Annotated in this window: 25 protein-coding genes and 1 riboswitch; of the genes, 3 read left to right on the top strand and 22 right to left on the bottom strand. The window is 41.7% G+C overall.

Going from position 1 to position 22,117, the window contains the following annotated elements; all coding sequences use genetic code 11:
• The 9 genes from MHB83_RS07500 to acpS all read right to left on the bottom strand — a co-directional run bounded on the left by MHB83_RS07500 (position 1) and on the right by acpS (position 6,530).
• A complete protein-coding gene (locus MHB83_RS07500) occupies positions 1 to 1,008 on the bottom strand; it encodes a PP2C family protein-serine/threonine phosphatase (RefSeq protein ID WP_003213895.1) in 1,008 nt (335 codons plus the stop codon).
• 10 nt (positions 1,009 to 1,018) lie between these two features.
• Positions 1,019 to 1,420 carry an anti-sigma regulatory factor gene (locus tag MHB83_RS07495; protein WP_003214085.1) on the bottom strand — a complete coding sequence of 134 codons (402 nt, stop codon included), beginning with the start codon at positions 1,418 to 1,420 and terminating at the stop codon, positions 1,019 to 1,021.
• Between the two features lie 2 nt (positions 1,421 to 1,422).
• Positions 1,423 to 1,791 (bottom strand): RsbT antagonist protein RsbS, encoded by a 369-nt coding sequence (gene rsbS / locus MHB83_RS07490; RefSeq protein WP_003214235.1) that lies wholly within the window; start codon positions 1,789 to 1,791, stop codon positions 1,423 to 1,425.
• A gap of 4 nt (positions 1,792 to 1,795) precedes the next feature.
• Positions 1,796 to 2,626, bottom strand: coding sequence for an RsbT co-antagonist protein RsbRA (locus MHB83_RS07485; RefSeq protein ID WP_003214372.1), 831 nt, complete (start codon positions 2,624 to 2,626; stop codon positions 1,796 to 1,798).
• A 114-nt stretch (positions 2,627 to 2,740) separates the two neighbouring features.
• Entirely contained in the window at positions 2,741 to 3,091 is a 351-nt protein-coding gene (ndoA, locus tag MHB83_RS07480; protein WP_003214169.1) for a type II toxin-antitoxin system endoribonuclease NdoA, read from the bottom strand.
• A gap of 4 nt (positions 3,092 to 3,095) precedes the next feature.
• Positions 3,096 to 3,377 carry a hypothetical protein gene (locus MHB83_RS07475; RefSeq protein WP_003214273.1) on the bottom strand — a complete coding sequence of 94 codons (282 nt, stop codon included), beginning with the start codon at positions 3,375 to 3,377 and terminating at the stop codon, positions 3,096 to 3,098.
• A gap of 293 nt (positions 3,378 to 3,670) precedes the next feature.
• On the bottom strand, positions 3,671 to 4,852 hold the full coding sequence (gene alr, locus MHB83_RS07470) for an alanine racemase (protein ID WP_342496779.1): 1,182 nt from the start codon (positions 4,850 to 4,852) through the stop codon (positions 3,671 to 3,673).
• Positions 4,853 to 4,987: 135 nt separating this feature from the next.
• Positions 4,988 to 6,004 carry an outer membrane lipoprotein carrier protein LolA gene (locus MHB83_RS07465; RefSeq protein WP_106030172.1) on the bottom strand — a complete coding sequence of 339 codons (1,017 nt, stop codon included), beginning with the start codon at positions 6,002 to 6,004 and terminating at the stop codon, positions 4,988 to 4,990.
• Between the two features lie 160 nt (positions 6,005 to 6,164).
• Positions 6,165 to 6,530 carry a holo-ACP synthase gene (acpS, locus tag MHB83_RS07460; protein ID WP_342496778.1) on the bottom strand — a complete coding sequence of 122 codons (366 nt, stop codon included), beginning with the start codon at positions 6,528 to 6,530 and terminating at the stop codon, positions 6,165 to 6,167.
• 94 nt (positions 6,531 to 6,624) lie between these two features.
• On the opposite strand from acpS, the gene MHB83_RS07455 reads away from it, so the two are divergent.
• Positions 6,625 to 7,230, top strand: coding sequence for a rhomboid family intramembrane serine protease (locus tag MHB83_RS07455; protein ID WP_342496777.1), 606 nt, complete (start codon positions 6,625 to 6,627; stop codon positions 7,228 to 7,230).
• Between the two features lie 56 nt (positions 7,231 to 7,286).
• Here MHB83_RS07455 and MHB83_RS07450 read toward each other — a convergent pair whose 3' ends face one another.
• The 7 genes from MHB83_RS07450 to MHB83_RS07420 form a co-directional block, all read right to left on the bottom strand.
• The gene (locus MHB83_RS07450) at positions 7,287 to 8,783 is read right to left on the bottom strand and encodes a PH domain-containing protein (RefSeq protein ID WP_342496776.1); all 1,497 of its coding nucleotides are present in this window, start codon (positions 8,781 to 8,783) and stop codon (positions 7,287 to 7,289) included.
• The gene (locus MHB83_RS07445) at positions 8,773 to 9,252 is read right to left on the bottom strand and encodes a PH domain-containing protein (RefSeq protein WP_003214135.1); all 480 of its coding nucleotides are present in this window, start codon (positions 9,250 to 9,252) and stop codon (positions 8,773 to 8,775) included. The genes MHB83_RS07450 and MHB83_RS07445 overlap by 11 nt, the downstream gene beginning before the upstream one ends.
• A 110-nt stretch (positions 9,253 to 9,362) precedes the next feature.
• The gene (locus MHB83_RS07440) at positions 9,363 to 10,853 is read right to left on the bottom strand and encodes a DEAD/DEAH box helicase (RefSeq protein WP_003214093.1); all 1,491 of its coding nucleotides are present in this window, start codon (positions 10,851 to 10,853) and stop codon (positions 9,363 to 9,365) included.
• Between the two features lie 165 nt (positions 10,854 to 11,018).
• Complete coding sequence (locus tag MHB83_RS07435; RefSeq protein WP_003213982.1) at positions 11,019 to 11,357, bottom strand: hypothetical protein; 339 nt, start codon at positions 11,355 to 11,357, stop codon at positions 11,019 to 11,021.
• Positions 11,358 to 11,484: 127 nt separating this feature from the next.
• Positions 11,485 to 12,177 carry an alpha/beta fold hydrolase gene (locus MHB83_RS07430; RefSeq protein ID WP_003214409.1) on the bottom strand — a complete coding sequence of 231 codons (693 nt, stop codon included), beginning with the start codon at positions 12,175 to 12,177 and terminating at the stop codon, positions 11,485 to 11,487.
• A gap of 27 nt (positions 12,178 to 12,204) precedes the next feature.
• Entirely contained in the window at positions 12,205 to 13,569 is a 1,365-nt protein-coding gene (murF, locus tag MHB83_RS07425; protein WP_226804678.1) for a UDP-N-acetylmuramoyl-tripeptide--D-alanyl-D-alanine ligase, read from the bottom strand.
• Between the two features lie 81 nt (positions 13,570 to 13,650).
• Positions 13,651 to 14,733: a D-alanine--D-alanine ligase gene (locus MHB83_RS07420; protein WP_340865555.1), complete on the bottom strand. Its 1,083-nt coding sequence runs from the start codon at positions 14,731 to 14,733 to the stop codon at positions 13,651 to 13,653.
• Positions 14,734 to 14,916: 183 nt separating this feature from the next.
• On the opposite strand from MHB83_RS07420, the gene MHB83_RS07415 reads away from it, so the two are divergent.
• Positions 14,917 to 15,237 carry a thioredoxin family protein gene (locus MHB83_RS07415; protein WP_034663973.1) on the top strand — a complete coding sequence of 107 codons (321 nt, stop codon included), beginning with the start codon at positions 14,917 to 14,919 and terminating at the stop codon, positions 15,235 to 15,237.
• A gap of 346 nt (positions 15,238 to 15,583) precedes the next feature.
• Positions 15,584 to 15,733, top strand: a complete 150-nt coding sequence (gene fbpB, locus MHB83_RS07410; protein WP_003214266.1) for a Fur-regulated basic protein FbpB — start codon at positions 15,584 to 15,586, stop codon at positions 15,731 to 15,733.
• 99 nt (positions 15,734 to 15,832) lie between these two features.
• Here fbpB and MHB83_RS07405 read toward each other — a convergent pair whose 3' ends face one another.
• The 6 genes from MHB83_RS07405 to dctP all read right to left on the bottom strand — a co-directional run bounded on the left by MHB83_RS07405 (position 15,833) and on the right by dctP (position 22,101).
• Positions 15,833 to 16,168, bottom strand: coding sequence for a hypothetical protein (locus MHB83_RS07405; protein WP_003214381.1), 336 nt, complete (start codon positions 16,166 to 16,168; stop codon positions 15,833 to 15,835).
• Positions 16,169 to 16,285: 117 nt separating this feature from the next.
• A complete protein-coding gene (locus MHB83_RS07400; RefSeq protein WP_284905685.1) occupies positions 16,286 to 17,053 on the bottom strand; it encodes an ABC transporter permease in 768 nt (255 codons plus the stop codon).
• The gene (locus tag MHB83_RS07395) at positions 17,031 to 17,957 is read right to left on the bottom strand and encodes an ABC transporter ATP-binding protein (RefSeq protein WP_050945542.1); all 927 of its coding nucleotides are present in this window, start codon (positions 17,955 to 17,957) and stop codon (positions 17,031 to 17,033) included. Before MHB83_RS07395 ends, MHB83_RS07400 begins: the two co-directional genes overlap by 23 nt.
• Positions 17,958 to 18,083: 126 nt before the next feature.
• The gene (locus tag MHB83_RS07390) at positions 18,084 to 19,325 is read right to left on the bottom strand and encodes a dicarboxylate/amino acid:cation symporter (RefSeq protein WP_034620244.1); all 1,242 of its coding nucleotides are present in this window, start codon (positions 19,323 to 19,325) and stop codon (positions 18,084 to 18,086) included.
• 76 nt (positions 19,326 to 19,401) lie between these two features.
• Positions 19,402 to 19,535: riboswitch (cyclic di-AMP (ydaO/yuaA leader) on the bottom strand.
• Between the two features lie 64 nt (positions 19,536 to 19,599).
• On the bottom strand, positions 19,600 to 20,622 hold the full coding sequence (locus tag MHB83_RS07385) for an AI-2E family transporter (RefSeq protein ID WP_050945541.1): 1,023 nt from the start codon (positions 20,620 to 20,622) through the stop codon (positions 19,600 to 19,602).
• A 210-nt stretch (positions 20,623 to 20,832) separates the two neighbouring features.
• Positions 20,833 to 22,101 (bottom strand): C4-dicarboxylate transporter DctP, encoded by a 1,269-nt coding sequence (dctP, locus tag MHB83_RS07380; RefSeq protein WP_050945540.1) that lies wholly within the window; start codon positions 22,099 to 22,101, stop codon positions 20,833 to 20,835.
• Positions 22,102 to 22,117: the final 16 nt, after the last annotated feature.

The raw sequence follows: 22,117 nt of genomic DNA, 5'->3' as shown, positions 1-22,117 counted from the left end.
CTAAACCTTTCTTTTGAGCACAAGTAAAGTGAAGTCATCGTGAAGCTGAAAATCTTGTAGCTTGAGTAAGCTGGCATAGATGGCATCGACCATTTCCTGAGCTGAGTAGGGTAGGTGCTCTGCTATAAGCGCTTTGATATCCTCCCGCTCTAAAAAGCCGTCCTCCGACTTAGATTCTGTAACACCATCGGAGAATAAGATCACCATATCTCCTACGTCCAAATGCTTCTCATACTGCTTATAATCAAAATCTGGTGCGATTCCAAGTACAAGCCCTTTTGCATCTAAATCGTAAAATTTGTTCTCTTTATTGCAATAGAAAAAGCCCGGCTCATGACCAGCCGATGCATATTTAAATTCATGCGTTTCTTTATTATAACTGCCATAAAACATGGTGATAAACATACTTGGGTCTACGTTTTGCTCGACAACACGATTAAGGGTTTTCAGCACTTTAGTTGGACCGCTCCCTGACTCTGGCAAGGAATCCATCGCATATTTAATCATCGACATACAAAGCGCAGCTGGGATTCCCTTTCCAATGACATCTGCGATCGCAATATTAATCGTATCGTGATCAGTGACGAAATGGTAATAATCTCCACTCATCTGTTTTGCCGGTACACTGATCGCCCCAATATCGAACGTATCTCCTTCTGGAATTTTCGTTTCCAGAAGGGTTTGCTGAACATTTGCAGCAATTTCAATTTCAGATTTAATTTCTTGCTGAATGCCTCTAAGTGTTAAATGTTCCTGATAGGCAAGTCCGTACCCAATCATGACTTCAATTAAGAAGTCTAGTGAATGAAAAACATCTTCCGGCAAATCAGGGTAAAGCTCCTGAATCACTTTTCGGTGAACACTCACTATTTCTTCAGGAGGTATTTGATGCTCAATGGTTTTACGGCTAAATTTTTGAGCTTGATAAAGCGATGTTTCAGTTAAATCACTGATATAACGACTGAGCAGCTGATGGTACCGCTGCTCCATTACCTCCTTAAAATCCATGGTTTCCCTCCTAGCGAAGCCACTTAACAGCTTGTATCTCCGTTCCTTGTTCTGGTGCAGAATCTAATTTAAATTCATCCATCAGTCTTCTGACGCCCGGCAAGCCTGCTCCGAGTCCGCCTGATGTAGAAAATCCGTCTTCCATCACTTTACGTATATCCATGATGCCAGGCCCCTCATCGGCTGCGATGACCTTAAGTCCACGCTTTCCGCGCTCCATCACTTCTTCTATACAAATCTGACCTTTACCAGCGTATAAATAGATGTTTCGAGCTAATTCTGAAATGGCCGTCGTAATTCTTGCTTGGTCAACTGTTCCAAAACCAAGTTCTTTTGCAACATTGCGCCCCAATTGTCTTGCTGCGACTATATCCCATTCCGTCAATATTTTCACACAGGATTGGTCTTTCATATCTATTCCCCCAATTCCCGCTTCAGTGTCTCAAGCCCTTGTTCAAGATCTAGTGCTGTTTGAATTTCTTCCAGCGATATACCAAGTTCAATAAGCGTCACAGCGACTGCCGGCTGTATTCCTGTTAATACAACTTTTGCCCCCATGAGCTTGGACATGGTGATCACATCGCCTAATACCTTTGCGATAAATGAATCAATCATATCGACGGATGTTAAGTCAATGACAACACCGTTTGCTCCTGTTTCATGAATTTTATTCAGTAAGTCTTCTTGAAAGTGAAGAGCTGTTTGATCATCAAGCTCCCACTGTATTGAGATCAGAAGACAATTATATAATTTTAAGATTGGAATCTTCGGGTGATTTCTCAATTGGTTATCCCTCCAATGAAACAATTTTTCGATTTGTCATTTCCAAAGCAGTTTGAATTCCTTTTTGAAGGGTATTCTTTGTTGTAACCTGAGATAAATCAATTCCAAGGTTAACGATCGTTTGGGCTATTTCTGGGCGAATACCGACAAGTAAACACTTCGCTCCTACTAATCTCACAGCCTCTGACGCTTGAATGATATGGTGGGCCACCATTGTATCTACGACAGGTACCCCCGTGATATCAATCAAGACGACCTGTGAGCGATGTTTGACGACACCATTGAGCAGATTCTCCATAATTTTTTTCGCACGATCTGTATCAATTGTTCCAACAAGTGGCATGACGGTGATGTGCTCAAATACAGGAATAAGCGGGGCAGAAAGTTCCTGTAGCGCCATTTTTTGAAGGCTGACGGTTTTTTCCCATGAGATGGAGTACTGGTTTAAGATCTCGTTATGGATGGGTGTGATGAATCGATCGATTTGCCAAATGAGGTCATGACTTTCTTGTGTTGTATCTTTGTCATCGTTCATTTTTTCATATAAATGTGTACGGATTTCCGTTAGACCGTTTGCCAGTAACTTAAGTGATATACCCATTTGAACAATTTTTAAAGCAAAATTTTGCACTTTTTCTTCAAAATCCTCACTATACCCCTCTGAAAGAGATGTAATGATTAGTTGAACATATTCCGAACAGATGGTTTCATACATTTTGTCGTTCAGCATCATGTCCGTTTCTTTTTCTCCGAGTCGTTTTAAAATGTCCGTCCACTCATTTTCTAATTCCTTTTGATGCTTTCTTGCAAAAGCTAACACGATATGATTCGACATGTTTTACCCCCTACTTACATTTAAAACTCTTCTTTAGTCTGTCTTCATTATAACGTTAATAAAAATTGAACACAAAAAAAGTTGCTCCCAGTAGAGCAACCATATCTCACCATATTAAAAATCAATAAGAGCCAAACTAACTTGTAAGGCTTCATCAACCTTCTCCATCATCTCATCATCAAGATGTGTGATTTTATCTGTCAATCTTTGTTTATCGATTGTACGAATCTGTTCCAAAAGAATGACAGAATCTCGTTCAAAGCCGTAGCGCTTTGCATTAATTTCGACGTGAGTCGGTAATTTCGCTTTTTGTATTTGGGCTGTTATGGCTGCAACGATAGCAGTCGGGCTAAAGCGATTTCCAATGTCATTTTGAATCACCAATACCGGGCGAACCCCGCCCTGCTCGGAGCCAACAACAGGAGATAAATCAGCAAAGTAAACATCACCGCGTTTAACAATCAAATGTTTAACCCCCGCTGACTAATCGCTCAACTGTATTCTCAGCCTCAAACTCTGCGTATTGTGCCTCTGAAGAGATATTCAGATTAATTTTCGCCATCTCCATGTAGCCGCGTCTCATCGATTCACGATTTTGTCGAATATTACGTTCACGAATATACGTTTTTGTCGCTCGGTAGATCAATTCATTTCTTGTTACCTTATCCTGCTCTGCTACTCGTTCGATCTCAGACATTAAAGCCTCCGGCAGTCGAATCTTCATTTCATTTGTTGCGCTGGATTCAGACAAAAAACATACACCTCCACAAAACTTACGGATACCGTATCGATCCATTCCAAGACTAATCATACCATTATTCAATGCACAAGCAAAGCTGTTTTTTCATGAATTCTTATTAGAACATGAAGCGGCTCGCCACCCGTAAATCAAGATGATAATGGAGTTCCTCTTTCCCATTATACGCTTTTTTCCGAAAATCATACGGTATTTCCAAAATCTCTAAAAAAGGGAGAATGTTTACCCTACTTTTGTCGAATAAAAAAGAACGAAGTCAGTTTGACTATCGTTCTTTTGAATGTTGTTTATAAAAAACTTGGCCCGCCTTGAAGGAGCGGATTCCGCACATGCACTCTTTCGCCGTCCTCTAAATATACTCTTGGGACGCGGTGGCCAATCGAGCAAGTGACTTCATAGTTAATGGTTTCAAGCCTTTTGGCGATTTCATCGACTGATACCATGTCTTCTCCTTGCTTACCAATCAAAACGACCGGCTCGCCTACTGGAAGCTTCTCATTCAGTTCAATCATGAATTGATCCATACAAACCCTTCCTGCGATCTTCCGGCGTTTTCCGCCAACAAGCACTTCCGTTGCTGCCAGCTTCCTGATCCACCCATCTGCATAGCCGACTGGAACCGTGCCGATCCACGTATCTTGATTGGCTGTATACGCCGCCCCGTAGCTGACACTCTCACCGTCTTGAATATGCTTTACATGGGCAAGCCTTGTATGAAGAGACATGGCTTCTTCGAGCTTGAAAGGCAATTCATCTTTGATTTCTTCAGACGGTGACAGCCCGTACATACTGATGCCGAGGCGAACCATATTAAACAAAACGTCTTTAAACCTTAAACCTGCAGCACTATTGGCGCAATGAACGAGCAGCTTGTCCGTATGAAGCGGCTCAAGCAGTGTTTGAAAGGTGTCGACCTGCCGATCAAAGTAGGCTTCATCCTTTTCATCTGCTGTCGCAAAGTGAGTAAATACGCCTTCCAGCTGTAAATAAGAGTGCTCGCTGACAAGCTTTTTCACTTCGTTCACTTGCTCTATCGTTTTCACACCTAATCGGTTCATTCCGCTGTCTATTTTCAAATGAAAACGTATCGGTTGTCCCATCTGCCCTTTCACCATTTTGGTGACGTCTCTCAGCCAATCGATGGAGTAAGCGGTCATGATGACATTGTAACGAGCGGCGACTTTGACATATTCCGGCGGTACTGCGCCGAGTACAAGTATTGGTGCTTTGATGCCTTTATTTCTTAAAGAAACCGCCTCATCTAAAAAGGCGACGGCTAATACGTCTGCTCCTGCTTTGAGAGCAGCTCTCGCCACTTCTATATCTCCATGTCCATATGCATTGGCTTTCACCACAGCCATCAGTTGAACACTTTGACCGATATGATTTTTCATATGTGAAACATTATGCTTGATTGCTGATAAATTAATTTCTGCCCATGTGTCTCTATAAAAGGCATTTGTGTCCATCCGTCACACTTCCCTATTGAATGATTCAATCCCCTCATATGATACTAAAAATCAAGAATAATGTGAAACAAATCAAAGAACATCAGCCCATGCATAGGGCTGATGTTTCATTTCTAAGGCTCTCGCCTGAGGTATTTATTTAGCTGACTGGCCTTCTACACTCTTTGCAACCATCAAGAGCTCTTCCTTCGATAGATCACTTGAAGAAATCAAGTAGTCCACTCCGTCAGATGTCCATGAAAGGGATTGATCTGTGAGAACCCCAACTGTCATGCCAAGGTCGACTGGCTCACCGTTCATTGTCACAGGCGTAGATGCTTCAGCGACTCTCGCTTTTTCCTGAATGAGTGTGAAGGATTTCTTTCCGCCATACGTCATGACATAACGCTTACCTGCATCTGTCATCATTTCTTTCTCTTCCATCTTCTTCACACCCTCTGGCATGTCAACTGGCGTTTTCACCGCAAAGCTGTCAGATGGGTCTGCACTTGTGGCAACATCCATTTGAGAGAGTGTCATGTTTTTCTTCTCATCAAATGCATCTTTGTCAAAGGATTTATTGAATTCAAAGTGAGAGAATTCCACTTTCACCATTGGCTTTTTGTCGCTATCCAGTACTTTCACACTGGCAGGCGCCATTGTTTTTTTATGAAAGGTAATCTCTTGGGTAGGCAGCATTTGGTTGTGCTGATAATTAGTTTTGGTTTCAAACACATACTTTGAATCTTTCGCTTTGAACTGAGCGGCACTGTCATTTTTAATGTCCTTCACGAGTGACTCAAATAAGTAGACCTGACTGCTATTATTTGGCCAATCACTGTGGAAACGGAAGCTCTTGTTCAATGAAGGTGTCAGCACAAACACACCATTGCCATTTCTTAAAATGACTTGACTCTGATCCTTTTTCGGATTTTCTAAATAGACACGGTAAAGTTCCGGCTTCTTGTACCAAATTTCTACTTGATACTCCTGCGGGTCATTTCCTGTCTCAATGGTCATTTTTGCTTTGGCTTTGTATGATGTCATTTCCCCTGCCTTTTTGTTTAAATCTCCAACGATATCCTGCTGAGATTTTTGACCGCATGCGGAGAGAATCAGTACAAAAAGGATTCCCGTTACAAGCAAAACAAAGCTTTTTCTCACCCTTTTCAACCCCTTCGTTAATTGTGTTAAAAGGAAGAAACCGCTTGTTTGACTTTAACAGTACGCCTCAAGAGTTAACTGCGTACCGCGAACCATCAAAGCCTGTTAGCAACTCGCCCTTCCTTATCGCACTACCCAATATATGAAGGGGGGACAAACAATATGCAGACTAGCTTGACAACCTTTCAATTAAAACTTGTGCAGCAGCATATTCTTTCGTGTGAGTGATGGACACATGAACCTGGTCACCCTTCGTCTTTTCGCTTTTGATGAAAGGTTTTCCAAGTTCGTCTTTCTGGATCTCCATATCATGAAAGCTTAAATGCCGGCCGATTCCCGTTCCGTATGCTTTAGCGAAAGCTTCCTCTGCTGCAAAACGTCCTGCCAAAAATTCCAGCTGCCTCTTTCCACTGAGTGTGTGAAAGATGTCCTGTTCACTTAACGTTAAAATCCGTTCTGGTAAACGAGGCTGTCTACTAAGCACGCGCGCGAGCCGGTTGATCTCTACTATATCAATACCTATTCCTTTGATCATGAGGTACCTCCTATGAGACTCGTACTAATTTGGATGTTCTCTTCATAAACGTGTTACTATAAACTTACCATTATCTAGTCAAAAGGGGTTTGTTATGTTTATTCGAACGGAGAGCTTTCAACAATTTATTAGATCGTATCCAATCGTCACAACGATCCTTGCTTTGCAATTTGGTCTATGGCTTCTATTTGCGCTTCCTATCCCTCTTATACAGCTTGGTCACGACCATCTCGTCGGTTTCAATTATGGTGTAGCTGCTGGAGAATGGTGGCGGCTCGTCACACCTATTTTCCTCCACGGAAGTCTGACCCATATTTTGTTCAATTCTATGTCTTTGTTCTTATTCGCTCCAGCGCTTGAGCATTTGCTTGGGAAGGTTCGATTTCTCATTATCTATCTTGGTGCAGGGTTCATTGGCAATCTCGGAACCTATTGGGTGGAGCCTTTAGAGTATGTACATGTCGGCGCGTCTGGTGCGATCTTCGGTTTGTTTGGCGTTTATTTATACCTTGTTCTATTTAAACCGCATATGATGGACCGCGGCAATTCTCAGGTGATCTTAACGATTCTTGCAGTCTCTGTCATCATGACGTTCGTCAACTCGAACATCAATATCATGGCTCACTTATTTGGATTAATCGGTGGCATGCTCCTAGCACCTCTTACGCTATTTTTCCATTCAAAAAAAAGACGCTACTAACCTCATAAAAAATGTCGATCACTCCTATGAACAGGAAGCGGATCGACATTTTTTGTTTAAGAAGATTTATTTTTTTCATACGAATACCAATCCATTACACGTGCTGCATCTTCTTCCTCAAGGTGATGCACACCAAAGGAATCAAGCAGCGCAGAGGATTTCACAAAGGTGTGAATACTCGCCACTCGGCCTTTCTTTTGGAAGAAAGATTGCGTCATCGTATAGTTTTGCATTCGTTTTCTCAAGACAATGCCAGTGGTTTTGCCAATGCCTCTTGATGTCAGTTGAATCAATGGATCTTTGATCTTATAGCCTGATTGTTTATAAGCTAAATAACCAAAAAACAAAGCAATAGGCAGCGGAATAAGTGCCAAATACCCCCATGGCGGAAAACGGACAGATAGGATTACGCCGACAAGTAATGGCACAAAACCGAAAGAGATCAGGTAGCGCTTGAGCGAACGTTTTGGCACCTTTTTCAGTTCAGCTTCTGGCGCCAAATGATAATCATCTGTGAATTGAGATAGCAGTTCGTTGATTTTTTTCTTCCGAATCAGTGGAAATAAGACGGAAGAGGTTTCTTTTTCTGTAATAGAACCTCCTGCACTCACAAGCATCACCGTCGCAAAGCCAAAGGGTTCACGAAGAATATTTTCTTTGATTTTCACTGCTTGAATTCTCGCAAGCGGAATGGTCATTTGGTGCCTCTCGATGAGCCCTCTTGTGATGATGATGTCTTTCCCTTTTCGTTTCGCGGTGAAATTCGCATATTGAAGGGCTGTTACCCCAACACTAAGAATCCAAGCAATCAATACGGCAATAAATATGAGAATCGCATAAATCTCAACACTCGCATGACTTAAAAAAGAAAACCGCTTGAGGAAACCGTCCAAAGGAAGAATTTCATCTATTTGTGTGTAAATGGCGAGGCACCCAGAAATAATGACTCCGATCCCGCTGGAAGTGGTCGCAGCCAAAAGCAGCTCTGGTACACCCATTCGGTAGGAAACATTGATTTCTTTTTCTACAGGTTGCTGCGCTGTCAGAGGATCATGCGGGACATCCCCATTTTCATCCATTTCTTCTTGCTGCAAGCTTTTCTTCCGGTTGAAAATCGATTGCTTTAATTGTTCCGCTTCTGCTTTTGTAATCGCCGTCAGACTCACTTCCGGACCGTCTGTTCCGCCAGCTGTTTCGATTTGGACCCGCACCAAACCAAAAATCCGTTGGAAGATACCTTCACTTGTATTCACCGTTTGAATTCGCTCTAACGAAATATATTTTTTCTTTTTTGTGATGACGCCCGATTCCACGCGAAATTCATCCTCTTCCATCCGGTAGGTAAATCGCCTCCATGCTAAAACGGTTGAAACAGCTTTCCATAAAAGAAGCACACCAAGAAAGATAAATGCATAAAAACGAATGCTCGAATTCGAGTTCACAAAAATAAGCACGAAAAAAGGGATAATGAAGTTTTTAATCATGGATACGGCATCTGATATAAAATCAATGAACATCGAGATTGGATGTACACGTTTTGGTTCAGACATCATCTTCCGTCACCCTTGCTAAACGAGATATGTAATCACGAAGCTCATCTGCTTCTTCTAATTCTAGCGCCGGTATATCATGAACTGTGGCAGCAGTCGATATTTGAACAGATGCCAAACGGTAGCGCCTTAAGAGCGGCCCTTGTGATGTATCGACATGCTGGACACGCACCATCGGTACAATCACACGTGTAACGCGAATGAGTCCATGCTGAATTTCAATTTCATTTTCGAATACTTCGTAGCGCCAGATGCGATGACGTATTTTCGGTATAAGCCAAATGCCAAAAATAACCTGTAAGACCCATAAACCGGCGAGGATGGCGCCAATCCAATATGGCCACTGTAGATAATAACTAGCAACAAATACCCCAATGATGATGAGTAAGAAAATCAATGAGATAATTCCATTTTGAAGACGCCATACCTTTAAACCATTTAAACTAATTTGACGTTGCGGCTGTTTTCTCACATTCTTCCCCCATTCTCTTACTTTTCTATCAATATATTACGAAAGAAAGCCTAAAAAGTTTCAGTAAACCTGTTAAAAAAAGCGAATCCTGCAAAGGATTCGCTTTTAAATTAGCTATTATAAGATTTCTTTTGACGGCGATCGCTAGAAGAACGATTGCGGTCATTTGAAGAACGCTTTTTATCACCGTAAGATGAACGACTTTTTCCGCGATAGCCGCCTCCGCCGCCACCGTCTCTACGTTTAGAAGAGCTGCGGTTGTTACGATTGCGTTTTGAAACCATTGGTGCTTCATCTGTCAAACGAACAGGCGTTGCATCTGGCTCTTTTGTCATCATTTTGATGGCAGCCGCAACCACTGTGACAGAATCATGATCTTCTAGCAATTCAGCAGCAGCTGTCATGTAGAAGTTTAAGTTGTTTTCACTGATGATTGTGCGCAGACGATCAATGGTTACTTGTTGTTGTCCCTCGATTGCCTCATCTAGTGTTGGTTCTTTCATACGATCCATTTTACGTTTAGTTGTTTGCTCAATCGCACGAAGCATATCTTTTTCACGCGGTGTGATAAATGTCACCGCCATACCTGTACGTCCAGCACGTCCAGTACGTCCAATACGGTGTACGTAGCTTTCTGGATCTTGTGGTACGTCAAAGTTATACACGTGTGTTACGCCTGAGATATCAAGTCCACGTGCTGCAACGTCTGTTGCTACAAGCACATCGATTGAACCTTCTTTGAATTTACGAAGCGCAACCATACGTTTCGCTTGAGTCAAGTCACCATGAATTCCTTCAGCTGTATAACCTCTAAGGTTAAGTGCTTCAGTCAATTCGTCAACGCGGCGTTTCGTACGGCCGAAGACAATTGAAAGCTCAGGTGATTGAATGTCAAGAAGACGAGTCAATGTATCAAACTTCTTACGCTCATGGATATCCAAGTAGAACTGTTGGATGTTAGAGACAGTCATTTCTTTCGCTTTTACTTTTACGTGTTCTGGGTTTGTCATGAAACGTTCTGCAATGCGCTTAATTGGTGCAGGCATTGTCGCAGAGAATAAAAGTGTTTGGTGTTCACTTGGTACATTTGAAAGGATCGATTCAATGTCTTCGATGAAACCCATGTTTAGCATTTCGTCTGCTTCATCAAGCACAACAGTTTCAACATTTTGAAGACGCATTGTACGACGGTTAATGTGATCGAGTAAACGTCCTGGAGTCCCTACGATGATATGAGGATTTTTCTTGAGCGAACGGATTTGGCGACCGATATCTTGTCCACCGTAAATCGGAAGTACACGCGCACGCTTGTCTTGGCCAATTTTGTATAGCTCTTCAGATACTTGAATCGCTAATTCTCTTGTTGGCGCAATGATAATCGCTTGGATATTTGGAGACGCTGGGTCAATTTTTTCTACAAGAGGAATACCAAACGCTGCAGTTTTTCCTGTTCCTGTTTGTGCTTGTCCAATGACATCTTTATTCTGAAGACCGAGAGGAATTGTTTCCGCTTGAATCGGTGTTGCTTCTTCAAATCCCATGCGGTTAATAGCTTTCATGAGACTTTCGCTTAATTGAAAATCTTGAAACGTTATAGTCAAATTATTCAAACTCCTTCTAATTGCTGTTTCAGTAATCTCGTGAATGATCATTAAAAACTGCCCTTACCCGAAAGGACAGGTCCATTATATACAAAGCCCGAATTACCCTACCTTATATCTTACCATTACACTATTTGTTTTTCAACAAGACAGAAATGGATATATCTACTGTTCCACAATGACAGATTCACCATCACTTTGATCGCCATCCATCCATTTCCACTTTTCGAACAGTTGAATTTTTCCGTTATCCAACTGCTTAGGTGTAGAATTGCAAGACCCGCTTCTCATGCTGCCGTCTTTGCTGACATGGTGGTATCTAAAATGAAGTGTTCCATCCTCATTTACAGTTCCTACAAGTACACCAGATACAATACTGCCGCCTTGATATGTGCCCGTTAATATATTCCCGTCCTGACGATATTGAAATATGGTGCCTGCCGATACTTCTCCGTTACTCGAATTAGACTGCGGGACAAAGGTTTTTCCGTCGTATTGAAACAACCGAATCAGCCACCTTTTCTTTCCTATTGTACCATAGGCTTGTCACTCATTCGACAAAAATGATGCAATTTTTAACAAGTGGGATTCAATTTATATTAGTTTAGCCACATTTTCGCTTTTCTATAGATTAAATTGTTTTTTTTAGAAATTGCTCTACTTTTTCAAACAATTGCTGTGCACACGGCTCGTGACAAACATGATGTTTACAGTCAGGTAAATAAAACACTTCTTTCTGACGAGACGGGATTTTATGATCAATAAATTGTGCACTTGAAGCTGGCACAATCCCATCGCTTTCCCCTTGAACAATTAACACAGGGAGGTGTAGTTTCTCAAGGGAGCTCTTCGTTTGCTTCACCAGCTTCATAAATTCAACAGCGGCTGACAGCGGTGTGCTCGTTAGCTTATGACGGTATCTATCATACAAAGGGTTCGTATCAATCAGCCCAGACAATGATTCTTTCACCAACTGCCTTGTGTCTTGAATCATTTGTTTTGGATTCACATATTTCGCCGCAGCACTTAAAAGGACGAGACGAGCAACTGGATACTTCGCTGCAAGATAAGAAGCAATCATTCCTCCCATGGAAAACCCGATCAAAAAAATGGTATCACATGTTCTGTAAAGAGAAAGAAGTTCTAATTCAGCTGTCGCAATCCATTCTTGATAGAGAATACCTTTTAGCTGAAGTTCATCTCCATGCCCCGGAAGCGTGACAGACTGAACGTTCCAATCTGTCTTCTGCTTTAAATATTGCGCTAGCGGTTCCACTTCATAGGGGGCGCCAGTGAATCCATGTATACATAGACAGCCAATCATTCTGTCACCTTCTTTGCCGCTCACTTTTTATAGCGCAGTAATGACTTCTTCTAATCTCATGCCGCGTGAGGCTTTGATGAGAACAACATCGTCAGGACCTGCTACATCAGCAAGTTTTTTCTTCAGTTTCTCTTTGTCCATAAATGAGGACACGCGCGCGTCACCGAATGATTTCTTTGCTCCTTCAGCGATGAATGCACCTAGGCGGCCATACGTCATCACATGATCAATGAATTCAGGCTTGATGTAGCGGCCTAGTTCATAATGATACGTTTCTTCCTCGCTGCCCATTTCGAGCATGTCTCCAAGGACAAGAATCCTATTTGCAAAGCCGTCCATATCTCCTACAAGATCAATGGCAGCTTTCATGGAAGTAGGACTTGCATTATACGCATCATTGATAACAGTGATTCCTTTTTCTGTTTTAAACAGTTCAAGACGCATTCCTGTTAACTTTGTTTGCATGAGTCCTTGGGCGATTTGTCTTTCATTCAGTCCGAAATGCTGGCCTATGGCAATGGCAGCAAGGGCATTCTTTACATTATGTTTCCCTAATACAGGAATGAGAAACCCCTGGGCATACCCTTCGACCTGAAATTCAGTTCCTTCTGCAAGCTGGTTGATATGCGTTACCTTGATATCACAGTCCTCTGCTTCTCCAAAGGTTTTCACTTGCTGCGAAAGTGCAGTCGCTCTCTCGCGGATCAAAGGTTCATCTCCTAAATAATAAAAGGTACCATCCTTTTTTAGCCCTTTTGTGATCTCACATTTTGCATCAGCAATGGCTTCTCTTGATCCTAAATCTTGCATATGAGATTCTCCGATATTGGTGATGACTGCTGCATCAGGCTCAGCTAGGTTTGACAAGAACTCGATCTCGCCTTTTGCACTCATGCCCATCTCCAAGACAGCTATCTCTGTACCTTCTGGCATCGCAAGAATAGTGAGCGGAAGACCGATATGATTATTAAAGTTACCGTCTGTTTTATGAACTTGATACGTTGTTTGTAAGACGGAATGAATCATATCTTTCGTTGTCGTTTTCCCGTTACTTCCTGTAATACCGACAACACGAGGGTTTTCTTCTTTTAAATATGATTTTGCCAATTGCTGCAGTGCTGCCAGTGTATCGTCGACAAGAATGACAGGTACACCGAACGGTGGATTGGCTTCTTTTTGATTCCAAAGAACGGCTGCGGCTCCAAGCTCCACTGCTTTAGAAGCAAATGTGTGACCGTTAAAATGTTCTCCAATTAAGGGGATAAACAATGCACCTTTTGATACTTTTCGTGTATCTGTCGTCACTCCGTAAATTTGCTCTTCGCCAAAAGCTTGATTAGATAGTGTCCCACCAGCCATTTGGGCGATTTGATTCACTGTACGTTTGATCATGATTTTTTCGCCTCTCTTTCTCATTTCACGTTTGAAGGAAAAGAGACACTACCTAAGGATAGTGTCTGCTTGTTGCTCACATTAAAAAGTCGTTTTAATGGTTTGTTTTTCTTGATGGCGTTCAATTGCAAGTGACACTAGCTTTTCAATTAGCTCTGGATACTCTACACCAGTGTGCTTCCAAAGAAGCGGGAACATACTGAATGGTGTGAATCCAGGCATTGTATTCACTTCATTGATCAACACTTCGCCTTTTTCTGTGAGGAAGAAGTCTGCACGAACAAGACCAGAACCATCTAGGGATTTAAATGCCTTAATCGCCATATCATGAATCGTCTTGTATTCATCTTCTGACACACTCGCAGGAATGATCAAATCTGTATCGCCATCTTCATATTTTGCTTTGTAGTCATAAAAATCTGTTTTAGGTGCAATTTCACCAACGACAGAGCACTTCGGCTCGTCATTTCCTAATACACCTATCTCGATTTCTCTTCCTACGACGCCTTCTTCTACGACCACACGACGATCATATTGGAAAGCCAAGTCGAATGCGGTTTGCAGCTCTTCTTTGCTGCGGCATTTGCTTATTCCAACACTTGATCCCATGTTGGCAGGTTTCACAAAGCATGGATAGCCAAGTACTTGTTCTACCTGTTCTAAGCTGTCTGCTGTGGCTTTCTCATAGTCTTTTTTATTGAAGGAAAGGTGCTTTGCTTGTGCAAGTCCTGCTTGAGCAAAAACATCTTTCATCATGACTTTATCCATACCCGCGGCAGAAGCAAGAACGCCGTTGCCGACATACGGGATATTTAGCAGTTCAAGTAATCCTTGCATCGTTCCATCTTCACCATTTGGCCCGTGCAACAATGGGAAGACAACATCAATCTTCTCATCAGCGGATGTAGGCTGTGGAAACATGCTCTCATTTAAAGAAGTTGGTAAAAACGTCTTTGCGTTCTGTTCAAATTGAAGCATTCTGACGTTTGATACTGGTTCAGTGAGTTTTTCTCCTCTTAGCCATTCGCCCTCTTCTGTAATATAAATTGGATGTATATCGAACTTCTCAGTGTTAAGTGCTTTTGTAACTGCAAGGGCTGTTTGCAGTGATACATTATGTTCGGCTGACTTTCCGCCGTAAATCAATCCTAAACTTATTTTCAATGGATACTCCCCCCACTAAAATTCATCTTTACTATCTTATCACTTTCAAGCAAAAATGCTCTAATTAATTTTTGTTGTTACGGAATTGAAATGATTTGTAAAGTTGTAAGCGCCTCCCGAGCATTTGTATGTCATTCGCCTTTATTTTATATTAAAATGTCATTGAAAAGGAGTTGTGACAAATTGAAAAAAATCACAAGTACTGAACAATTCAATGAAATCATTCAATCTGACAAAGAAGTCATCGTTAAATTCTTTGCAACATGGTGTCCTGACTGTACAAGAATGGACATGTTCATTCCAGACATCTTAGAGGCGTATGCTCACCATGAATGGTTTGAAATAAACAAAGATGATTTCCCTGAATTAGCAGAAACGTATCAGGTCATGGGTATTCCAAGCCTGTTAATTTTCAAAAATGGCGAAAAAACAGGTCATTTACACAGTGCAAACGCAAAATCACCTGAAGAAGTGACAGAGTTTCTTCAAGGGCACGTTTCTTAAATCGTGAAACGAAGGACATCAGCAAACACTTGCTGGTGTCTTTTTTTCTCTATCTCTTACATCAAATCTCTTCATAAGACGAATTGTTCAGTCAAAACGTTTCAATGAGCGAAAGAATGTTTTATATAGAGGCTTCTCTTACGACAAGAAATGACAGAAATTATTTCCTGGGAAAGAATGAGCGTCGACTAGGCTTCGAATTTGTCGATTACATGAATTTTCTGAATATAATCTTTACTTCCGGCATTGTGCTTTGTATAATAGAGGTGCTAATTGAAAATGATTATCAATTTCATCTATGTAGAATCCTATAGACGTCTATTCTTATAAAGGAGCGATGAGTCACATGTCTAAGAAGAAAATCAAAACGTATCAGCAATTGATTGAAGAAAACAAGAAAGCCATCATGCGCGATCCTAAAATGATGGAAAGTATATACGAAACCATCGACAAAAAGCATCAGAAGCAGCTTGCAGCTGCTGGACGTGAATCATAAACATAAGGGGGAGCAGTCAAAGCTGGCTGCTCCTCTCTTTTGTCTTTTTCAACAAAAAAAGCCGATAAAATCTATGCTGTGATTTTATCGGCTTTTGTTTTAATGTGATTTCGCTACACGGTCCTGCTTCATTCCTAAATAAATGAGCATATATGTGAGATAACCCATAGTCATTGTTAAACCACCGAAGAAGAACTGAGAAAAGACAGGCTCCTCAAATGTTGTGACAGCTGCAAGTATGATCCAGCTCGCATATAAATAAACCATGAACCATTTCATGTTTCTTTTAAGTGTATACAGAAAGAAAAGACCCGCTAACGAAAAGATCCCCAGCGCTAGTCTGAAATAAATAAGATGATCAAACTGGAAGGCAAAAGACACAAACGAAAACGACAGCAGCAACAAAATGGGTAAAGCCGTAATGAAATTTTTCACGATAGTGCCACCTCCAAGACTCCCTCTTATTATAAGACAAAATCAGCCGGTTATCGTGAAATGCAGACTCGTTTTCACAAAGATGTCACGAATTTTTCTTGTTATTTGACACAATTTTTACACATTTACATCACGCTTCCAAAAAAGAACCCAAGCCGTGCCAACAAAGAAAACAAAATGCGCCCCTACCATAAATAGAGAAAACAAAGGGCTCATGCCTTGGAACGGCGGCGGTCCTTGAAAGCTGTACTGAGTAAAGTCTGTATTAGCAAAAAGCAGGATTTTCCCCCACTGATTTTCTAAAAGAGACATAATAGGCACAAGTGATTTAGCTGCATATAAAACAAAAAACGAGGTCACAAGCGCAACGAGGCTGTTCCTAAACAAGCTGGAACACATAAAAGCGAAGCTTGCCATCATGATCACTTCCACCCACTGAGATCCGATAACAGCAAATGTATGCTCAAATAATCGTCCCGTACTTTCATCAAATGCAGTACCAAAGAAAATAAAGCCAAATAGGAAAGCAATGACATAATAAAAAACAAACAAATAGATGACCGTCAGCACAAGTGTGATGTATTTTGACAGGAAAATTTGCAGCCTTGTTTTGGGCCGTATCAATAAAAACTTGATCGTTCTTTTTTGAAATTCTGTTGAGATCAAGGTCGCGCCAATGACAACCGCGAGCACCTGTAAAATAAACACGACGTTTGTGGAATAAGCAAAATAGTTGGCGACAGTGTCTTGTCCACCAAAGCTGGAGATGACTCGTTTCAACGCTAGAGCCATCGCCAATTGAAACACAACAATCAATCCAAGTGCAATGAACGTGATCTTTTTCCTCGTAATTTTCTTATGCTCATTCTTGATGAGTTGAAGCATCTGCCGTCCCGCCTTCCGTCCATTTCATAAATGCCTCTTCAATTGATGGCTTTTGAGGCGTCATTTCAAGTACAGCAAATCCAGCCAGAACAAGCTGTTTGTTCAGCTCAGGCACTTGGTCTTTGTTCAATTGAAGTAATACATGCGCTCCGTTTCGTTCATATGTATAGGCATGTGTATCAAGCCACGCAGCCGCCTTTTCCACTGGCTGAATATTCATGAGCATCTGTTCTTTCCCCTCTATGTCTCGAAGCATGGCACTGGCTTTGATCTGTCCTTTTTGAATGATGATCATGCGGTCACATAGCTCTTCAACCTCATGCAATAAATGTGTGGCGAATAAGACGGACGTTCCTTCTTCTCTTACTAGCGTTTGCAAGTGCTCCCTGAATTCCTTCATACCTGCAGGATCAAGTCCATTTGTCGGTTCGTCTAAAATGAGCAGGTTCGGCTGATGTAATATGGCTTGTGCAATCCCAAGCCTTTGTTTCATCCCCAGTGAATATGTCTTCACCTTCTGATGAATGGCGTGCTCCAGACGAACTCTTTTCACCACTTCCTGTATTCGTTCCTCTGTCACTCCATCGTGCATCGCCGCATACAGTTCAAGGTTTTCGAAGCCTGTTAAATAAGAATAAAATTCGGGATTTTCTATGATTGCACCAACAGATGACATCGCATGTAGGAAATCCTCATCCTGTGAATATCCATTGATCATGATTCGGCCATTGTTTTTTTTCATCAAGCCAACGATCAAACGAATCAAGGTTGTTTTTCCAGACCCATTTGGTCCTAGTAAGCCGACGATTTCCCCTTTCCCTATTTCTATAGATATATCTTGTAAGATCATTTTCCGGCCAATTCGTTTATCGACTTTCTCTACTTTTAGAACAGCAGATTCCAACGTGGTTCCTCCTTCTGATGTAAAACCTAAAGCGGCAAATAAGACCGCTCATTCTGTTAAAAGTATATCACGCAAGACAAGGGACTCCATGAAAAAAAGGCTGATCGAGTCAGCCCTTCTTTTACATTACATGGATAGGTTCGGTGATGCTGCGTCTGTCTCGTGTTTTTTCTCCGTTTCTGTCACAATCACCGCACATGCGGCGTCACCTGTAATATTGACAACGGTTCTTGCCATATCTAATAAGCGGTCTATGCCAAGGATGAGCGCAATGCCTTCAACCGGCAGATTCACAGAGTTCAGTACCATAGCGAGCATAATGAGCCCAACTCCTGGCACACCAGCTGTACCGATACTTGCTAAGACAGCCGTTAAGACAACCGTCAGCATTTGGACAAGCGTCAGTTCAACTCCATACACTTGCGCGATAAAAATAGTCGCGACCCCTTGCATAATCGCTGTGCCATCCATATTAATGGTTGCACCAAGCGGCTGTACAAAGCTTGAAATCGGCTCCGGCACCTTCAAACGTTTCTGGGCTGTTTCCATCGAGACTGGGAGGACTGCGTTACTACTTGACGTACTAAATGCGACAACCATTGCTGGAGAAAATCCTTTGAAAAATGCCATCGGATTTCGCTTCGCTAAAATGGCGACAGTTGACCCATAAGTTAGGAAGAAATGCAGCACGAGCGCAACTAACACGACCGAGAAATAAAGGCCCATCGCTTTCATCGCATCAAATCCCTGACTGCCAATGGCAGTTGCGATCAAACCGAATGTTCCGTACGGTGCGAACTTCATCACTATGCCGACAAGGTACATCATTAATTCATTTCCTTGTTCAAACAGCTTTAGCAAACCTTCCGTCTTCTTCCCAAGCATGGCAATGCCAAGACCTAAAAATACACAAAAGACGATGATTTGAAGCATGTTTCCTTCAACTAAAGATTGGACTGGATTGGTTGGGATGATGTTGAGTAGTGTTTCTGCCATTGATGGGGCTTCCTCTGCGGAATAATCAGCTGCTTTCGTATCAAAATGACCGAATGCTCCCGGCTTGATTAATAAGGCTAATGAAATGCCAATGATGATGGCAAAAGTAGTAGTAAGCAGGAAATAAGTAATGGTTTTTACGCCGATTCTGCCAAGCTTTTTCGGATCACCTAGACCTGCTACACCTAGTGTGATGGAAAAGAATACGATCGGCACCACTAACATTTTAATCAGGTTTAAGAAGATTTGACCTAGAGGCGTAAATAGATAAGGGTCTAACACTTTGAATACATTTGGAGCAAAAATGTTAAGCAATAGTCCTGTGATTGCACCTACAAACAAGGCAATAATAATTTTCGTCGCTAGCTTCAATAAAATCTCCCCTTCCTCGTCAAAAAGACCCACGAGAGAGTTTTCTCGTGGGTCTGCGTTCCTTACATATACCACCGTTTACTCTCTTCACGCCGATGAGGTTAGCTGACGGGTTAGGACGAAGAGATGTCCTTTTTTCTCCACAGAGAAAAATTCACCCCAAAAACATGGGTCCCCCATTCCTTTAGAAGGATTAAGCGTGTGGTTATTATGATATTTTCATACTATTTATACCTTATTTTCGGAAAATTGTAAACAGGTTCATATGAACTTTTTAATTACTTTCTTCCTTATTCGTGACCTCCAAAATATCTAAAATGAACACAAAGATCGGGATACCAATAATCAGTCCCCAAATGCCGATGTAGTGTTCAGAGAAGATCAGCACAACAAATGTGAAGAAGATAGGGAGTTCTGTTTTTGCTGACATGAGCTTCGGGTTTAGGAAATAGGCTTCAATGGCATGGATGATGACGATCACAAGCACGATATACAGGACATACATGCCGCCTCCAAGCGTATACGCAATGATGCTGAGTGGAATAAGTGAGATAACCACACCTGCCACAGGGATTAAGCCTAGCAAAAAGACCATGACCGCTAATCCAAATAATTGCGGGAATCCCATAATACCTAGCGCAATGGTTGTTAAAACACAGTTAACAGTTGCAATAATAAACTGTGCTTCGAGTACCTTTCCGAACGTTCTGGAAAATTTACGTCCAAAGAAGGCGATTTCGTTATAGAACACAGAGATTTTACTCGTTTTGAACTTGTTCATGAATTGAATGAGGCGTTCCTTTTCGAACAGGAAGAACATGCTTAATATTAAGGACATAATGACCTGGATACTGAACGTACTGAAATCAGTTAAGTATGTATAGAGGAAATTAAACCCTTTCTCAAAGTAAGCTGATATTTTAAAATCTCCGAATACGTTCGTGATGACATCAATGAAGGGTAAATCTTGTGGATGATCTGCAATTTTCTTTCCTAAATGAAATAGCTGCTCCACCTGTTTGGCGATGATTGGCACAAACACGAATCCGCCAACCGTCAATCCACCAGCCAAAAGAATATACAAAATGGTAATAACCGATTTCTGCCCTATTTTCAGGAAGCGACTTAAAAAGCCTCTAATGACCTCTTCTAACCGATTCATCAAAAAGGTGAATATGAAGGTCAAGAGAATTAAATTCATCATTCCTCTTAATAAATATAAGGCTGTGGCTAATACTACAAATACAGAAAACCGCTTAACACCGGGTTTTTCGAACAATTTTAAAAATGCTGCCATTTCGTTATACACCTGCCAGGACTAAAGTCTATTTTTCATTGGATCTGATATACATTATATCGGATCTTTCTGTAAATTATATAACAAAAGGTCAATGAGGTCTTACGATTCGCACTAAATTTATCAAGCTTTCATGTTTTTTCTTTTTTTACACAAGAAAAAACCGAACCCCATGTAGACATAAGGTTTCGGTTTTTGGTTGTTTTTATACTATACAGCTTGCTTCATATTGCGCATTTCTTGAAGGGCTGTTTTGCTCTTCGCTTCGTCAAATTCACCTTCACTTTTCGCCACAACAATTGTCGCGATTCCATTTCCAATGAGGTTTGTGATGGCTCTTCCTTCGCTCATGAATCGATCTACTCCAAGCAGAAGTGCAAGCCCCTCTAGCGGAATGACCTGTAGTGCAGCGAGTGTAGAAGCCAGCACGATAAATCCGCTTCCTGTCACCCCAGCCGCTCCCTTTGATGTGAGCATTAGAACAAGGATAATGGTGATTTGCTGGCCGATAGACAAGTCTACACCAAACACTTGCGCTAAGAAGACCACAGCCATCGATAAGTAGATCGAGGTTCCGTCCAAGTTAAAGGAATACCCTGTTGGGATGACAAGACCCACAACAGACTTAGAGCACCCGTAGCGTTCCATTTTATCCATCATTCTTGGCAGCACGGATTCTGATGAGCTTGTGCCAAGAACAATTAAAATTTCATCCTTGATAAATCGCAGGTAACCAAACAGGCTGAAGCCATACATTTTACAAATGATATTCAGCACAACGAAGATGAACAGGAACATAGTCAAATAAACGGAGAGCATCAGACTTGCGAGCGGTTTAATCGACGCCAAACCAAAGTGACCGATTGTATAGGCCATTGCCCCAAATGCACCGAGCGGAGCTGCACGCATGATATATCCAATGATTTTAAAGAAAACAAGTGACAGCTTATCAAGCCACTCAATGATTCCTTTCCCCTTCTCGCCAAGTGCAGCAAGCGCAACACCGAATAAAATAGAGAAGAATAAGACCTGTAAAATATCACCCTTTGCAAAAGCATCTACCATGTTAGATGGCACAATGTGTGTGACAAATTCCATCCAGTCGATACCCTGTCCCCCGTTTTGGGTATACTGTGAAACATCCCCTTTTTCAAGCTTGCTATAGTCCAGACCTGCACCTGGCTTCATGATATTGACGACAAAAAGACCGATGACCAAAGCAAGCGTCGTGACGACTTCAAAATAAATAAAAGCTTTTCCCCCAACTTTTCCAACCTTTTTCATATCCCCCATCTTGGCAATACCAAGAACAATGGTTAAGAAAATAATTGGTGCGATGACCATTTTAACGGCATTGATAAAGGTGTCACCAAGCGGCTTCATTTCTTTTCCGACGTTTGGCCAAACCATCCCGACAATGATCCCGATAATGACAGCTGCAATCACCTGAAATGTCAGGTTCTTCAAAAGCCTCTTCATAAAAAATCAACTCCCT

The sequence above is a fragment of the Bacillus sp. FSL K6-3149 genome (assembly GCF_038630515.1).
Classification (GTDB): Bacteria; Bacillota; Bacilli; order Bacillales; family Bacillaceae; genus Bacillus; species Bacillus pumilus.
This window is presented reverse-complemented; position numbering and strand designations above follow the sequence as displayed.

Coding starts and splice junctions, on each gene's coding strand:
- MHB83_RS07500 (WP_003213895.1), bottom strand. CDS start 1,008: ATGGATTTTAAGGAGGTAATGGAGCAGCGGTACCATCAGCTGCTCAGT.
- MHB83_RS07495 (WP_003214085.1), bottom strand. CDS start 1,420: ATGAAAGACCAATCCTGTGTGAAAATATTGACGGAATGGGATATAGTC.
- MHB83_RS07430 (WP_003214409.1), bottom strand. CDS start 12,177: ATGATTGGCTGTCTATGTATACATGGATTCACTGGCGCCCCCTATGAA.
- dctP (WP_050945540.1), bottom strand. CDS start 22,101: ATGAAGAGGCTTTTGAAGAACCTGACATTTCAGGTGATTGCAGCTGTC.
- murF (WP_226804678.1), bottom strand. CDS start 13,569: ATGATCAAACGTACAGTGAATCAAATCGCCCAAATGGCTGGTGGGACA.
- MHB83_RS07400 (WP_284905685.1), bottom strand. CDS start 17,053: ATGCTTCAACTCATCAAGAATGAGCATAAGAAAATTACGAGGAAAAAG.
- MHB83_RS07455 (WP_342496777.1), top strand. CDS start 6,625: ATGTTTATTCGAACGGAGAGCTTTCAACAATTTATTAGATCGTATCCA.
- MHB83_RS07450 (WP_342496776.1), bottom strand. CDS start 8,783: ATGATGTCTGAACCAAAACGTGTACATCCAATCTCGATGTTCATTGAT.
- alr (WP_342496779.1), bottom strand. CDS start 4,852: ATGGACACAAATGCCTTTTATAGAGACACATGGGCAGAAATTAATTTA.
- fbpB (WP_003214266.1), top strand. CDS start 15,584: ATGTCTAAGAAGAAAATCAAAACGTATCAGCAATTGATTGAAGAAAAC.
- MHB83_RS07485 (WP_003214372.1), bottom strand. CDS start 2,626: ATGTCGAATCATATCGTGTTAGCTTTTGCAAGAAAGCATCAAAAGGAA.
- acpS (WP_342496778.1), bottom strand. CDS start 6,530: ATGATCAAAGGAATAGGTATTGATATAGTAGAGATCAACCGGCTCGCG.
- MHB83_RS07385 (WP_050945541.1), bottom strand. CDS start 20,622: ATGGCAGCATTTTTAAAATTGTTCGAAAAACCCGGTGTTAAGCGGTTT.